This window comes from Bacillus sp. FSL R5-0416 (assembly GCF_037975425.1).
Lineage (GTDB): Bacteria > Bacillota > Bacilli > Bacillales > Bacillaceae > Bacillus > Bacillus subtilis.
Genome location: NZ_CP150252.1, coordinates 3,858,979 through 3,874,232 on the forward strand (window position 1 = coordinate 3,858,979; position 15,254 = coordinate 3,874,232).

18 protein-coding genes and 1 pseudogene are annotated in these 15,254 nt (G+C 40.9%); 10 read left to right on the top strand and 9 right to left on the bottom strand.

The genetic code is table 11. The annotated features are described in order from the left end of the window. Position 1: 1 nt before the first annotated feature. From NYE20_RS20390 to NYE20_RS20400, 3 genes and pseudogenes are all read right to left on the bottom strand, one after another. Positions 2-1,378 (bottom strand): YncE family protein, encoded by a 1,377-nt coding sequence (locus NYE20_RS20390; protein ID WP_161621153.1) that lies wholly within the window; start codon positions 1,376-1,378, stop codon positions 2-4. Between the two features lie 38 nt (positions 1,379-1,416). Further along, positions 1,417-2,772, bottom strand: a complete 1,356-nt coding sequence (locus NYE20_RS20395; RefSeq protein WP_015250986.1) for a YncE family protein — start codon at positions 2,770-2,772, stop codon at positions 1,417-1,419. Next, positions 2,769-2,999 (bottom strand): annotated as a pseudogene (locus NYE20_RS20400) (hypothetical protein). The gene NYE20_RS20395 and the pseudogene NYE20_RS20400 overlap by 4 nt, the downstream one beginning before the upstream one ends. Positions 3,000-3,001: 2 nt before the next feature. Here NYE20_RS20400 and rapF point away from each other — a divergent pair. The 8 genes from rapF to NYE20_RS20440 all read left to right on the top strand — a co-directional run bounded on the left by rapF (position 3,002) and on the right by NYE20_RS20440 (position 8,590). After that, on the top strand, positions 3,002-4,147 hold the full coding sequence (gene rapF / locus NYE20_RS20405; protein WP_032727072.1) for a response regulator aspartate phosphatase RapF: 1,146 nt from the start codon (positions 3,002-3,004) through the stop codon (positions 4,145-4,147). After that, positions 4,131-4,250: a phosphatase RapF inhibitor PhrF gene (gene phrF, locus NYE20_RS20410; RefSeq protein ID WP_009968329.1), complete on the top strand. Its 120-nt coding sequence runs from the start codon at positions 4,131-4,133 to the stop codon at positions 4,248-4,250. Before rapF ends, phrF begins: the two co-directional genes overlap by 17 nt. 252 nt (positions 4,251-4,502) lie before the next feature. Beyond that, positions 4,503-4,982, top strand: a complete 480-nt coding sequence (locus NYE20_RS20415) for a hypothetical protein (RefSeq protein ID WP_015714892.1) — start codon at positions 4,503-4,505, stop codon at positions 4,980-4,982. A 148-nt stretch (positions 4,983-5,130) separates the two neighbouring features. Further along, on the top strand, positions 5,131-5,919 hold the full coding sequence (locus NYE20_RS20420) for a membrane protein (protein WP_015714893.1): 789 nt from the start codon (positions 5,131-5,133) through the stop codon (positions 5,917-5,919). Next, on the top strand, positions 5,906-6,580 hold the full coding sequence (locus tag NYE20_RS20425; protein ID WP_021480844.1) for a hypothetical protein: 675 nt from the start codon (positions 5,906-5,908) through the stop codon (positions 6,578-6,580). Before NYE20_RS20420 ends, NYE20_RS20425 begins: the two co-directional genes overlap by 14 nt. Positions 6,581-6,589: 9 nt before the next feature. Beyond that, positions 6,590-7,387, top strand: coding sequence for a hypothetical protein (locus tag NYE20_RS20430; RefSeq protein ID WP_235701103.1), 798 nt, complete (start codon positions 6,590-6,592; stop codon positions 7,385-7,387). 2 nt (positions 7,388-7,389) lie between these two features. After that, positions 7,390-8,037 carry an ABC transporter ATP-binding protein gene (locus NYE20_RS20435; RefSeq protein WP_015714896.1) on the top strand — a complete coding sequence of 216 codons (648 nt, stop codon included), beginning with the start codon at positions 7,390-7,392 and terminating at the stop codon, positions 8,035-8,037. Beyond that, positions 8,030-8,590, top strand: coding sequence for a hypothetical protein (locus NYE20_RS20440; protein WP_015714897.1), 561 nt, complete (start codon positions 8,030-8,032; stop codon positions 8,588-8,590). The genes NYE20_RS20435 and NYE20_RS20440 overlap by 8 nt, the downstream gene beginning before the upstream one ends. Positions 8,591-8,638: 48 nt before the next feature. Here the strand turns inward: NYE20_RS20440 and speB are convergent, their stop codons facing one another. Then, positions 8,639-9,511, bottom strand: coding sequence for an agmatinase (gene speB / locus NYE20_RS20445; RefSeq protein ID WP_003227545.1), 873 nt, complete (start codon positions 9,509-9,511; stop codon positions 8,639-8,641). Positions 9,512-9,571: 60 nt separating this feature from the next. Then, on the bottom strand, positions 9,572-10,402 hold the full coding sequence (speE, locus tag NYE20_RS20450; protein ID WP_003227543.1) for a spermidine synthase: 831 nt from the start codon (positions 10,400-10,402) through the stop codon (positions 9,572-9,574). Between the two features lie 201 nt (positions 10,403-10,603). Between speE and NYE20_RS20455 the strand changes: the two genes are divergently transcribed. Next, entirely contained in the window at positions 10,604-12,679 is a 2,076-nt protein-coding gene (locus NYE20_RS20455) for a transglycosylase domain-containing protein (RefSeq protein WP_077670951.1), read from the top strand. A 27-nt stretch (positions 12,680-12,706) separates the two neighbouring features. Here NYE20_RS20455 and NYE20_RS20460 read toward each other — a convergent pair whose 3' ends face one another. The 3 genes from NYE20_RS20460 to NYE20_RS20470 all read right to left on the bottom strand — a co-directional run bounded on the left by NYE20_RS20460 (position 12,707) and on the right by NYE20_RS20470 (position 14,471). Further along, complete coding sequence (locus tag NYE20_RS20460; protein WP_231573525.1) at positions 12,707-13,144, bottom strand: hypothetical protein; 438 nt, start codon at positions 13,142-13,144, stop codon at positions 12,707-12,709. A gap of 135 nt (positions 13,145-13,279) precedes the next feature. Continuing rightward, positions 13,280-13,798: a YwhD family protein gene (locus NYE20_RS20465; protein ID WP_032727077.1), complete on the bottom strand. Its 519-nt coding sequence runs from the start codon at positions 13,796-13,798 to the stop codon at positions 13,280-13,282. A gap of 13 nt (positions 13,799-13,811) precedes the next feature. Then, positions 13,812-14,471, bottom strand: coding sequence for a site-2 protease family protein (locus tag NYE20_RS20470; protein WP_003243167.1), 660 nt, complete (start codon positions 14,469-14,471; stop codon positions 13,812-13,814). A gap of 108 nt (positions 14,472-14,579) precedes the next feature. Here NYE20_RS20470 and NYE20_RS20475 point away from each other — a divergent pair, with 108 nt between their 5' ends. Beyond that, complete coding sequence (locus tag NYE20_RS20475) at positions 14,580-14,768, top strand: 2-hydroxymuconate tautomerase (RefSeq protein ID WP_003222038.1); 189 nt, start codon at positions 14,580-14,582, stop codon at positions 14,766-14,768. 42 nt (positions 14,769-14,810) lie between these two features. Here the strand turns inward: NYE20_RS20475 and NYE20_RS20480 are convergent, their stop codons facing one another. Then, positions 14,811-15,230 carry a MarR family transcriptional regulator gene (locus NYE20_RS20480; RefSeq protein ID WP_003227535.1) on the bottom strand — a complete coding sequence of 140 codons (420 nt, stop codon included), beginning with the start codon at positions 15,228-15,230 and terminating at the stop codon, positions 14,811-14,813. Between the last annotated feature and the right edge of the window lie 24 nt (positions 15,231-15,254).

Sequence of the window (15,254 nt, forward strand, 5' to 3'; positions counted from 1 at the left end):
GCTACATCGCAATCGCAGACGGACCCGCGCCAACCGGAATCACCGTCACGGCTGTATAATCACTTGTGCGGTACACGGTCACAGCATTGTCGTTGGGCTGTGCCGCATAAATATACTGTTTGTCCGGCGTTACGGCGAGGTCAAAGGCGCCGGGGAGAGACACGTTTGCAATGATCCTCTGTCTGGCTGTATTAACTACATATAAGTTATTAATGAGAAACGGTTCACTATATGGCTCTAGAAAATAAGCTCTAGTACTATCGAGAGAAAATACAATCGCCATCAGCGTTTCAAATAAACGGCTGAAGTCCCCTCCCCTGCTTAATGGAGACAAACTAATCTCCGTTACACCTTTCGGCCACAACTCACCATTCAACACGTACGCAAAATTTCCAGCGTAAGGAGTTGCAATTAAACTGGGAAATTCAAATGAATCTATGATACTTTCTACCAACTGCCCAGTATTTACATCATATTTATCAACCGACCAACTGCTTCCATTAGCGGTATAGACATACTGTCCATTCGGATCAAGAGCAAAGTCTAAAGCGCCGGGTATCGGAATGACATCAATGACCGATTGAGAGGCCGTGTTAATCACATATATAGATCCGGCGGCCATCACGTATGCGAACTCATCTGTTGGATCAAATTCGATTTTTCTCGGCCCTCCTCCAACAGTAATGGTATTTATGATAGTTAATGTTTTATTATCAATCACTGAGACAAGGTTGGTATTTCCATGGAGGATATACGTGAATGCTTTATCGAAAGTAACGCCTAGATTAGTTGGCACAGCAGAAAACGGGATTGTTTTTACAACAGTGTTTAAATCTGCATCAATGACCGAAACCGTGCTGTCTCCAGTATTGGCAGTAAACACATATGATTGAGGGTCTGGCGATGGCGGTAAAACAAGTGTCCCGGCCACCGTAAGCGGACTGCCGTAGAAAGGCGGTACAATGAGAAGATCTTCCACTGTCATTTGACTAAAATCAGGACAGCGGTCAGACTGTGCTGCATAATAAACAACTTGATCAATCTCTTCGGTATGAATCACCGAAACAGCCCCGTCTCCTTGTCCATATTGATTTCGTACAGGCGACACACTGACAAGAAGCGTAATGGTCCCTTGTACTCTCACGGCATATCGAACACCGATACCTTCTGGTTCCGGCCCAGTCTGGATTAAGCAAGGCTCACTGATACAGGACAAATTGTCTGTACTCCATGTAACAGCCGCTGACGCTTCTGCCGAATCAACCTTGAAGCCCTCAGGGATATCTATCGGCACTTGAAACGGCGCTTCCCGGCTAATTTCCTCATCACAAAAACAGAAACAATTTTCCTGTAAAGCAGAAAGATCATTCTTTTTCATGATTTCACGTCCTTTTAGAAATGCACAACATGCAGCGGTTAAATCGTAATGGCACCCGGTGAAACCCCAAGAGATATCACAGTTTCCTCAGAATAATCATCTGTGTTGTAAACAATGATGCTCTGCTCTATAAAACGAGTTGCATACAGAAAATCGCCATTCGGGGTAAACGCATAGTCTGTTGCTGATTGCGGAAGATTTCCAATTACACCTGCTCCATTCGGACTGACAGAATATAAATTGCCAGTGAAGCTGTCATGTAAATACACCTCTGATCCACTCGTAAACATTACATATAGCCCGTCAGGCTCCAGCTCTTGGGTATCCCTGATCGTAAACGTATTTAAATCAATAACCGTCAAATAATTGAATAAGAATTCTTGTTCTAATACATACGCATACCGCTCCGTAGAATCTGTTTCTATGGATGATACGATAAGCTCTCGTTCAATCGTTCCTAAGACTTCACCGGTAGATAAGTCCACTTTTTGCACTAACCCAAAATTAAGAACATAGGCGAACAACCCATTGGGGTCAATTGCAATATCAAAACCTTCTACAGGAATAGACCTCTCAACAGTCAACGTATCAATTCCAATCACATAAATGGCAGTACCGGTGAAAACATAAGCAAACTCATGATTAGGGATAAATCTAATCAATCGAGGCGGCTGATCCAGCAATATAGTTGCTGTCACTGTTAATGTGTCATAATCGATGACAGAAATCACATTATTGTTGGGATGTAAGACAAACACAGCGCTTTTATCTGGCGTAATTTCAATACCTGCCGGATTGTACGGAAGAGCAATCGTTGTCACAACAGTATGGGTGTTTGTATCAATCACAGAAACTGATTGATCATTTGGATTCGCTGTAAACGCGTAGACGGGTTCCGGCTCCGGTACAAGCACAATCGTCCCCGTCACCGATAAAGGACTGCCGTAAAACGGCGGAACAACAACAAGGTTCTCAATCGTGATGTCACTGATATCCGGGCAATCATCCGGTTCATCGGAATAATAGACGACTTGATCGATTTCTGCATTGTGAATGACGGAAACAGCCCCGTCCCCTTGTCCATATTGATTTCGCACAGGTGAGACACTGACGAGTAGCGTAACGGTTCCCTGCAGGCGCACTGCAAATTGAACACCGACCTCATCAGGCTCTGGCCCCGTTTGAATTAAGCAACGGTCACTGACACAAGAAAGGCTGTCTGCATTCCACGTCACGTTTGCAACAGCTTCAGCCGGATCAACGACAAATCCTTCAGGTAATTCAATCGGCGCTTGAAACATGGCTTCTCGGCTTGCTTCTCCCTCACAAAAACATAAGCACTCTTCTTGTTCTGCTCCTGCTTTTTCTTTAAAGGAAAGCTTATTTTTTCTCATTCCTTCACTTCCTTTTCAGACATACACTGCTCACGCAGATATAACAGAATATGGAAGAGTAACGTGTTTGCTTGTACAAATTACTGAGGGTAAAAGCTTCTTTTTGAAAATATATCTCCAAACATGCGGTGTAACGAAAGAAAAAATTGCGGTTTTTTTGCGCTTCTCACAAGAATGTTGATGATAAAATATGACATATATAGAATTATGAAGGGAGGGATTTGCAAACGTGACAGGTGTCATATCTTCTTCTTCCATCGGAGAAAAGATTAACGAATGGTATATGTACATACGCCGATTCAGCATACCCGATGCAGAATATTTGCGACGAGAAATCAAGCAAGAGCTGGATCAAATGGAAGAAGATCAAGACCTTCATTTGTACTATTCACTGATGGAGTTTCGGCACAACCTAATGCTTGAGTACCTTGAACCGTTAGAAAAAATGAGGATTGAGGAACAGCCGAGACTGTCTGATCTGCTGCTTGAGATTGATAAAAAACAGGCTCGTTTAACTGGTCTGCTTGAGTACTATTTTAATTTCTTCAGAGGCATGTATGAGCTGGACCAGCGGGAATATCTGTCGGCTATTAAATTTTTCAAAAAGGCCGAAAGCAAGCTGATATTCGTTAAGGATCGGATAGAGAAAGCTGAGTTTTTCTTTAAGTTGTCTGAATCTTATTACTATATGAAACAAACGTATTTTTCAATGGACTATGCACGGCAAGCATATGAAATATACAAAGAACATGAAGCTTATAATATAAGATTGCTGCAGTGTCATTCTTTATTTGCCACCAATTTTTTAGATTTAAAACAGTATGAGGATGCCATCTCACATTTTCAAAAAGCTTATTCTATGGCAGAAGCTGAAAAGCAGCCCCAATTAATGGGGAGAACTTTGTACAATATCGGGCTTTGTAAAAACAGCCAAAGCCAATATGAGGATGCCATACCTTATTTCAAAAGAGCAATAGCTGTTTTTGAAGAATCAAATATTCTTCCTTCCTTACCTCAAGCGTATTTTTTAATTACACAGATCCATTATAAATTAGGAAAAATGGATAAAGCTCATGAATATCATAGTAAGGGAATGGCTTATTCACAAAAGGCCGGAGATGTAATATATTTATCAGAGTTTGAATTTTTGAAATCTTTATACTTATCAGGCCCGGATGAAGAAGCAATTCAAGGATTTTTTAATTTTCTCGAAAGTAAAATGTTGTATGCTGATCTTGAAGATTTCGCTATTGATGTGGCAAAATATTATCATGAACGTAAAAATTTTCAAAAAGCTTCTGCTTATTTTTTGAAGGTGGAACAAGTAAGGCAACTTATTCAAGGAGGAGTGAGTTTGTATGAAATTGAAGTCTAAACTATTACTCTCTTGTCTGGCTCTAAGCACTGTGTTCGTGGCAACAACTATTGCAAATGCACCTACACACCAAATTGAAGTTGCACAACGAGGAATGATTTAATGAATACAACCGGTTTTCACCGGTTGTTTTTTTGTTAAATAAACAATCGGGACAAAAGTTTTATTTTTTGAATCTCTAAATATTATTACTAACTAATTCAAATTGGTTACCTAACCCACAAACATAGGAAACAAGATAATTTTTATTATACGAAAATAAAAATATGTTTACTTTTCCTTTTTTTTGAACTAATATATATATGACTTAAGTTCAGTATCACTTCAATTGAAGTTTAAAAATGGAGGATTTATTTTGAAAGTTCAATTCAAAAAAAGGATTAGTTTACTCATCATCATGTTTGGGATCGCAGTTTCCTCACTGGGTGTTACACAGGCGGTTCATGCAAAAGCAAATACGAGCGATTCAAGGGTGCATTTTACTTTCAGATGGTACAGCCCTTACGACTATACAACTGCTCGAAGAAAACAAAATAGAAGCTACATGTATATGCATCTCCTAAAGAAAGATGATGGAGGTAAATTTAATGTATGGGCAGAGGCAGATAAAAACGTTCACTCTGGCGGGCGCGACTGGCACAATGTATCCGGTGGTGGAACTCACGAAGGAACAGTACACCCGGGTCATACATACTTATTTTCCAACACTGCTGTTGAAGATTACGGGAGAAATGTACCCGTAAGGTTTGGCGGTTACAGCCGCAGCAGTGATTCCTTCTCAACTGATTGGAGTCCTGACAGCGTAAAACCTAAGGGAAATTACACAATCTATTAATAGCTTTCTCAAAACAAAGCGATCTTACATTAAACATGTAAGATCGCTTTTTAAGGTAAAAATAATATCCACTCTTCAAGATTGTTTATTAAAATAAAACTATCCAAAACTCACACAGAGTTTTAATAAAAAAACAGGAGCCTCGCACATGATTTCTTTCTTTTTAAAGCGTTTATTGAAAAATAAAGAGATTTATTTTTCTTTATTCATTAGTATCGTTCTTATGATCGTCAGTTATCTAGGTATACTCTTCTTTCATCAGAAGATCAATCTTCCTTATGAAATCCATAACTCACCGTTTTTATCGAATATTGCAGAAGGAAATACAACCTCAGCTCAGACTGTCTGGATTCTCATTCTTCCGTTATTAGCATCACTTCCAATGTCCGGTATGTACCGTGAAGATAAAAATACTGGATTTTTTATGAATGTTATAACAAAAACAACTAAAAAGAAATACTTTACAGTATTATTCGGATTGAATGTTGTGATTTCTTTTTTGGTTATTTTTTTACCGTTATTATTAAACCTTTACTTGCTGATGATGACATATCCTTCAGTAAATCCGGACGGAATCGTCAATTATATGGACCCAATCGTTTTGGGCGGAACTGATTTAGCAAACCTTTATTATGAAAACTCGCTGATTTATACTCTCATTTTATTTATACTAAATGGTTTGTACGGTGCCATTCTCTCTTCCATTGGATTAGCTTTATCATTTTTTATTAAAAAGAAATATTTTGTTTATATCATACCTTTCTTAATTAATTTGATAGGCTTTACTTTACTCAACAACCATTACAATCCAATGAAATATATTGTTAACGATGGAGGGTTTTTGAGTGTAGATAAGTTTATTTATTTGAACCTTAGCGTGTTCATTGTAACTACTTTACTTTATATGTGGGGAAAAAAACGCCGTGTTTTATTATAATACTCTAAAATCAACATTAAGAATGAAGTGGCCGGGTATCACCGTCGCATTACTGCTGCAGTTAATTGCTGTTTATTTCTTTTTTCATCAAGAAAATGGTAGTGATGATAGTTTTGTACTGGAAAATATTTTTTCCTATTGGCATCTCGTTTCTATTTTATGCCCTGCTGCCGTTGTATTTTCTGTTTTGATCTCATCCGATTACTTTTCAATTTATACTGTAATCCGAGTAAACAATGCACCTTATCTAACAATGATATACCTTTTAAAAACACTTTTATTTTCAGCAGTATACGGGATTATCATTATGGGTGAATTATATACTTTATGTGTATTCAATGATACGGGACTATTGTATATGACCCCGATATCTTTCATCACTCATGTCTTTGCATTTATTTTCATTTGTTATGTTGTTTCATTTATTTTACTGTATTTGAATCAAATCATTGTAGTTTTTCTATTCATTCTTTTATTTTTGATTGATTACCTTGCATGTAATGGTATGCTCTTTTTAAATGGTTTTGTACTGGAATTAAGTGATTCGGCTGAATTATTATTGATTAGATTAGGGATTATGTTGTTATTATTCGGGATTTCTATAGAATCTATAAAGCGACGCAATTATTTACAGCAGGTTGAGGAGAAAGGAGCAAACTGATTGTCTTTTATGAATATGCTGAAACGTGATATTGTCATGCGTTTCAATGAAAGTAAGATTACATACTTTGTCATTAGCTTAGCTGTTGCCCTCCTTCTTTTATGCTTCCTCTGGAATAGCAATAAGACGGGACAGCTAGAACATCAAAGTTTTTCCGACAGCCTGACCACACTATTTCATTCGATGAATTTCTTTGATCTACATATCTTATATACACAGCATAGATTATCTATCCCTCTACAATGGATTAGTTTTCAAGTGCTGCCTTTGTTGATTGTGGGTAATTTTATGTTTAGTGACATTCAAATTTCTGGAGCTTATATCCTTCCAAAACTCCCCAAAAAAGGAGTATATATATTCAGCAAACTTCTGTCACTGTTTGTTCTGATTGGATCTATTTGGTGCGTATGGCTTTTTATATACATTATGTTATTTACCTCATTTAATGGCTTTACAGCAGAACTGAACAGCAAGGTAATATTATTTATGTTAATTCAAATCTTAGTTTCGTTTATGTATGCAGTTTTGCTAGAAACTTTAACTTTCATGATATCTTTTATATCAGCATTTATTATTATTGTTGCTTATATTGTAATATCTATTTTTTTTCACAGCTCTTTATTCATCGCTTCATTTGCTATGGCTGGAAAGTGGGCTTTTATTGATTATTCGCGCATGAACATTAACTACTCAGATGGTCGTTTTTTTCATGCCTCTGACTTTTTATTGATTGCACTTATTTTCTGTGCAGCTTGTACTTTTATCAGCCTAGTTTTTATTAAAAAAACAGATATTTTAGGAGAGTAATTATGACGTCGTATATCGAGTGTAAAAATATAGTAAAAAAATTAAAGGGAAATCATGTATTAGATGATATCAGTTTTTCAATTAAAGAAAACGAATTTGTCGTGTTAAGAGGCCATAATGGATCTGGAAAGACAATGATTTTAAGAGCCATCGCCGGACTGCTAACATTAACAAAAGGCGAAGTTTCTGTTAACGGCCTCGTGATCGGAAAAGATATTGACTTCTCTGAACATACAGGTCTGTTAATTGAATACCCGAGCTTCATCCCTGTCTATTCGGGATTTCAAAATCTGAAATTCCTTGCTTCTATCAAGAAAAAAGTATCTGATGAAGAAATCAAAGAAGTAATAAGAAAAGTTGGGTTAGACCCCGAAGATAAGCGTAAAGTCAAACGCTATTCTTTAGGGATGAAGCAACGCTTAGGAATTGCTCAAGCAATAATGGAAAAACCCAAATTACTTCTTTTAGATGAACCGACAAATGCCTTAGACAAAAAAGGGATTAATCTTATACTGGATATCCTAAAAACCGAAAAAGAAAACGGCACAACGATTGTAGTGGCTAGTCATGATGATACACTATGTGAAAATAGTGTTGTCGACAGAATTATTGATATTAGTGAAGGTAAACTGGAGGATACAGATGAATAAACGTTGGATTTTCTTTATTGTTTTATTAATAATAGTAACATTCAGCTGTGTTCGTTTCTATACAGTGAATGCCCAAAATGATAAATATACTCCAAAAAATATTAATATTGCCGCAAACCAAACAATCGATACAGGGAAAGGAATAAAATTCCATATTTTAAAACCATTAAAGCCGGTCAAGTCATTTGATAAAGATACAAATTCCATAAAATATATATACATTTTGCCTTTTAATGCTGAAAATACTTCTAATCATAAAATTACTCTAGAAGATCTTTCACCGGACGGAAAAAACTTTTTATTTTTTGGTCAGTATCAATATAATAAACAATTGATGCCTTATAATTATGATTTGCCGGATAAGTATCAATTCAATACAGAGATTCCACCAGGGAAAACAGTACTAGGATATGTAGGATTAAGTTTGTATCCCGACGAAAAAGTAAATTATAAAAATTTCAATCCTGAATCATCAAAAGTATCTGCTTATTATACTGTAATAGACGACGAATCTAATAAAAGAATTTCTTATAAAATGACTTTAAATAATTAAAAGATAAAAAAGGGCCTGGATGTAATTCAGACCCTTTTTTATTAAAAACTATTTCACAAACCCAAGCAGCATTTCACGGATGATTTTGCTGGCTGTGTTTGCCGTTTGCTCTGAGTGGTCATACACCGGTGCGACTTCCACTAAATCAGCGCCCTTTACGTTTACCTCTGAACGCGCAATTTCATGGACGGATGCAAGCAGTTCTTTAGACGTGATGCCGCCGGCGTCAACCGTTCCTGTACCCGGTGCGTGTGCAGGGTCTAATACGTCAATGTCAATTGTGACATAAACCGGACGGCCCGCCAGCTTCGGAAGCACCTCTTTCAGCGGTTCAAGCACTTCAAATTTTGAGATGTGCATGCCGTTTTCCTTCGCCCATTCAAACTCTTCTTTCATGCCGGAACGGATTCCGAATGAATACACATTGTGCGGTCCGATCAATTCTGCCGCCTTACGGATCGGCGTGGAGTGAGAAAGCGGTTCTCCCTCATAATCAACACGAAGATCTGTATGTGCGTCAAAATGGATAATCGCAAGGTCTGGGTATTTCTTGTACATCGCTTTAATGACAGGCCATGACACGAGGTGCTCCCCGCCCATACCCATTGGGAACTTCCCTTTTTCTAAAATGCTGTCCACGTACTCTTCAATCATATCCAGGCTTCGCTGCGGATTTCCGAACGGCAGCGGAATGTCGCCGGCGTCAAAGAAGTTCAAGTCAGCCAGATCGCGGTCTAAATATGGGCTGTATTCCTCAAGGCCGATTGACACCTCACGGATTCTGCTTGGACCAAAGCGTGAGCCCGGGCGATAGCTGACTGTCCAGTCCATCGGCATGCCGTAAAGAATGGCGTCCGCCTCTTCCCACTCGGGACGGCTCGCGATAAATACTTTTCCTGAATAAGCTTCATCAAATCTCATCTATAATACCCTCGCTTTCCTGTAAAAAAGCGCAAGATTCGCTCCTGCGCCATACCTTCATTATTTAATCAGGTCACTCACAAATTTCGGCAGAACAAACGCCGCTTTATGAATATCTTTTGTGTAATATTTCGTCTCAATATCGAAGAAACGGCTGTCTTCCACTGCAAGCGGATCATATTTTTTCGAGCCAATTGTAAATGTCCACAAACCGCTCGGATATGTCGGAATGTTCGCCGTATACAGCTTCGTAATCGGGAAGATTTCCTTCACGTCGCGCTGTACATTTGTGATTAATTCCGGTGTAAACCATGGGTTGTCCGTCTGCGCAACGAAAATACCGTCTTCTTTCAGCGCTTTTGCGATTCCTGCGTAGAATCCTTTTGTAAACAGGTTTACAGCCGGTCCGACTGGTTCAGTCGAATCTACCATGATGACGTCATATTGATTTTCAGATTTTGCAATGTGCATAAATCCGTCATCTACCTGCACGTCAACGCGCGGATCATCCAGTTTGCCTGCGATAGAAGGAAGGAACTTTTTAGAGTATTCGATAACCTTGCCGTCAATATCTACAAGTGTCGCTTTTTTCACGCTTGGGTGCTTCAGGATTTCTCTGATAACGCCGCCGTCACCACCGCCGACTACGAGAACGTGCTCCGGATTTGGGTGCGTGAATAATGGGACATGCGCCACCATTTCGTGATAAACGAATTCGTCTTTTTCAGATGTCATCACCATGCCGTCCAAAAAAAGCATGTTGCCGAACTCTTCTGTTTCCACCATTTCTAAATGCTGAAACTCCGTTTGTTCTGTATGTAACGTCTTGTTAACCTTCATCGTAATGCCAAAGTTTTTCGTCTGCTTCTCTGTGTACCAAAGTTCGCTCAATTGTCATCTCCCTTTCGAGGCTGTATTCATTTATTGTAAGCGTCTTATCAGCTTTTATTCTCGGTTGAAATCTCATTTTCACCTAAGGAAAAAGTATAGAGGATGGCGGGGAAAAAGTAAAGATGCGTCCTGTTCTGCGATGTTTAAAAACGATCTTTTTTTCTCATAATAGTAGAAACATAAAAAAAGGGGGAACCCGTTGTGGATGCAATGACAAATAAACGGCTGAGACTGACGCTGAAAACCGTTCGCGCCTTTATCTTTTTAGGGGCTTTTGCGGCCTTGGCGGCAGCTGCCGTGTTTATGACTGTCATTTTGATAGCCAAATACCAGGGCGCTCCCTCGGTGCAAGTGCCGCAATCCACGATTTTGTATGCGAGTGACGGCTCAAAGCTCGGGGAAACGAACTACGGCGAAAAGCGCTATTGGATCCCCTTAAAGGACATGAATCCGACGATCGTAAAAGCGACAGTGGCGATTGAAGACCAAAATTTCTACGATCATCACGGCTTTGATTATAAACGCATGGCCGGCGCGGCGCTTGCTGACCTGAAAGCATTTGCCAAGGTTCAGGGTGCAAGCACCATCACCCAGCAATATGCGAGAAACTTATACCTTGAACACGACAAAACGTGGAAACGGAAATGGAATGAGGCGTTCTATACGATCCGTCTGGAACAAAACTATTCTAAGGACGAGATATTAGAAGGCTATTTAAATACGATTTACTACGGACACGGCGCCTACGGCATTGAAGCAGCTTCCCGCCTGTATTTCGGCAAGCATGCCAAAAACCTGACGGATGCGGAGGCGGCGCTTTTGGCAGGTATCCCGAAAGGCCCTTCCGGCTATTCACCGTATGTCAATGAGACGAAGGCCAAGGAACGCCAGAAAACGATTGTGCGGATGATGGAAAAGCAGCAGATGATCAGCCAAAAGAAAGCGGATGAATTGATCAAGGAACCTCTTTCCTATCAGCCTTTGAATAAACAAGTTTCCAAGAGAAAGGCTCCTTATTTCTACGACAATGCGATGAGAGAGCTGGAGAAAAAGCTCGGCATGACACGGGAGCAAATTGAAACGAGCGGGTTAAACGTCTATACAACGGTAGATAAACGGATGCAGCGCATCGCCGAGGAGACCATTACCGAAACGGTTAACGCGGGCTCTGACATTCAAGTCGGGTTTTCAGCCATTGATCCCCGCACCGGAAACGTTCTCGCCCTTGTCGGCGGCAGGGATTATCAAAAAAGCCCGTTTGACCGGACGACACAGGCGAAGCGCCAGCCTGCTTCGACGATCAAGCCGTTGCTGTACTATAAAGCGATTCAGAGCGGATTTACGCCAGTCACTTTGATGAAAAGCGAAGAAACCGAGTTTCAAATTGATGCAAAGGGAGAAACCTATTCTCCAAGCAACTATAACGGATACTATGCCAACAAGCCGATTACGCTTCTGCAGGCGCTGGCGCTTTCCGACAATATTTACGCTGTGAAAACGCATCTTTTTCTCGGCACGAACAAACTTGTAAAGACGGCAAAGGAATTCGGCATTACCGCCCAACTTCAAGCACTGCCGTCCCTGGCACTCGGCACCGAACCCGTACGTCCGATTGAGATGGTCAACGCCTATGCCATGCTCGCAAATGGCGGAAAGAAAATCGAACCGACTTTTATTTCAAGAGTAACGGACGCAGCCGGCCACGTGCTGTACGAAAACCCGAATCAGCATAAACAGGTGCTTGATGAAAAAGCCGCTTTTGTCACAGCGAGTATGATGACAGGCATGTTTGATACCGATTTAAATGGATATACGTCGGTTACGGGGCGAACGATAGCCAACCGCCTGACAAGAACGTATGCCGGAAAATCAGGAACCACCAGCGCAGACAGCTGGATGATCGGCTTCAATCCGAAGCTGGCCGCCGGTGTTTGGACCGGCTATGACAAAAACAGCACCATCGACTCGGTCGAAGAAAAAAGCTATGCTAAAACCATTTGGGCGGACTTCATGGAGGACGCGCTCAAAGGCGAACCGGAAACCGCGTTCAAGCCACCAAAAGGCGTAACCGGTGTGTACATTGATCCGGAAACAGGCTACTCATCAGGTCCCGGCTGCGCCGCTAAGCATTACACATATTTTGTGAAAGGGACAGAACCCGCAAACGTGTGCTACGGGGCAGAACCCGCAAAACAAACAAAAGACCGGCTTCCATCCAAAGAAAAGCCCGCTTCCGAGAAAAAGTGGTGGGACAAATGGCTGGGGCGACATCATTGAAAATAACCCGGCTCCTCGGAGGCCGGGTTATTCGTATGGTTGGTCAATGACCCATGGAAGAAGCGTAACACAATCGAGCTGAATAATTGGTTTTGGAAAACCCTTAGGAATGTAAATTTGGTGTTGCGGCACTGAAAATGAAATATGCCACGAGAAATCAATCTTTTTCGGATTCCATTCTTGTTTTCCTTCAACAATACGGCCTACTATAAAATAACTCGCTATATAAAAGTGCAGATGATCTTTTACCCCATGATAATTTATATCTGTGCATTTGGACGGAATGAGGCCGAAACTTTCTAATACTTGTGCTTTTTGGACTGGCAGTTCATTCACTGCCTCGTAATAGTTAAGACAGTTACCGCATTCACACATATCCTCTATATCTTTCTCATATTGCTTTCTCGTTTCTTCCACGTCGGCTTTTATCAACCAATCGCCGACTCGAATGGTTTCGAACATCATATCCCCCTAAAAATGAAAAACCCCGAGTCTTGTTTCGGCTCGGGATTTTCCATGTCCTATTTCTGTATCACCAGTTTACTCAATGTTTATGAAAAATATCTCAAATACTTTAAAAATTCACAGAAAATTCATAAATTAATTGTTTTCCGGAAGCAGGCTCTTTTTTAACTCATCTGAGGAACGGTCCCATAGGCCCTGATCATGCTTTTTCAGAAATTCGCCTAGTACACGCTTCGAGCTGTCGTCCATTTTATCAACGATGATTTTCCGTTTCATGGATTTATCCATCAAATTCACATGCTCAGGCAGCGACTTGTAGCCTCTTCTGATACTTCTGTCGACCGTCATTTCACAGGCTGTCACACCAGCGTAATAAGGCCCCTCTTCTTTTCTGTCAATCGTTACCCACACAAGCCAGTATGGTTTTCCGTTCGGCACTTCTTCTTTATTCGGGAGAAATTTAATTCCTTTTTCAACGGTGCTGCGGGCATGCATGGCGCCGATGTCTACGAACGCTTCTTTTTCTTCTACATCAACGAATACGGGAGAAATGTTATCAAGGCTGAGTGCCCCTACGCCAAAACCGCCGTGTCCGTCTGTCGGATCACTTTTGATAATATTAAACCCGATTGATTTTTTCTTTTTTTCTTCCATGAAGTTCTACCTCCTACAAAAGCGGTTGAAATATCGCTGAAAACAGCTTTAAAATCGAATCTCTTCCTGCATTGAGCATCGGCCACAGCACGTAAGATCCTAGCGGTGTCACAAACAGCACCAAAAATACGATAAAGCCGTAGCTCTCCGCCTGCGTCATTTTGGCACGCACGCCCGGCGGAACGAGATCTTCTATAATTCGATAGCCATCGAGCGGAGGAAGCGGCAGCAGATTAAATAAAAACAAGACAAGATTCAGCTGTATCCAAATAGAAAAAAACTGATCCAGCCCCGTGCTGAACGCCGCAAGCATTTCCATTCCGTACGCATGCATCAACACTAACAAAAAGAAACCAATAAACGCAAGAATCAGGTTACTGACGGGCCCGGCTATAGATACGAGCACACCGGCAAGCCGAGGCTTCTTAAAGAAGCGGCGATTCACGGGAATGGGGCGCGCCCACCCGAAGCCGGCCACCAAAATCAAAATGGTTCCGAACGGATCAAGGTGTTTAATGGGATTCAGCGTCAGTCTTCCTTGTTTTTTCGCCGTATCGTCACCGAATTTGTATGCGACATAAGCGTGGGCAAGCTCGTGCATCGTAAACGACACAATTAGCGTGATGACGAGATATGGCATTAAAGATAACGGATAATATAAAAAACGGTCCAAGTGAGATATCCCTCTTTCTCAAAATGCAAGAATTTACTTTATTCAGTATACTATAAGAAGCCTCTTTTTCTAAAGAGAGGAAACGAGATAAAGGAGGATTCAGCACCCATGCCATACGTAACTGTCAAAATGCTCGAAGGCCGTACAGACGAGCAAAAACGCAATCTTGTCGAGAAAGTAACAGAAGCCGTAAAGGAAACAACCGGTGCTTCTGAAGAAAAAATTGTTGTCTTTATAGAAGAAATGAGAAAAGACCATTATGCCGTCGCAGGCAAACGCCTGAGCGATATGGAATAATCTCTATAAAGCCGGCGCTTCGCGCACCGGCTTTTATTATCCCTATTGAGCCAGCTTCGCAATAATCGCCAAGAACGTCTCTTTCTCTTCGGCTGTTAAACGTTCAAACATGCCGTCAATCAGCTGCTGGCGGTTTTCGATCATTTGTTCAGCCGCTCCCCGGCCCGATTCAGAAAGCGTAATCCATACAGTGCGGCGGTCATTATTATTTCTGGATCTCTCAATAAACCCTTCCTGCTCTAAATGATTCAGAGCTGTGGTCGTGGCAGAGGGAGACAGTGTGACCTCCTTCAAAATATCCTTTATGGTGCAGCTCCCATGTCTGTATATGATCCGCAGAATAAATCCTCTTACATTATTCACGTGTTTCGGAACGGTGGCTTCATCTAATTGCTTCGTGCTTTTCAAATATTTTGTAAGTGCGTGATCCAGCAAATTTGCTTCCAGTTTGTCATGGTCCATGTAAATTTCCCCATTTCGAGATGC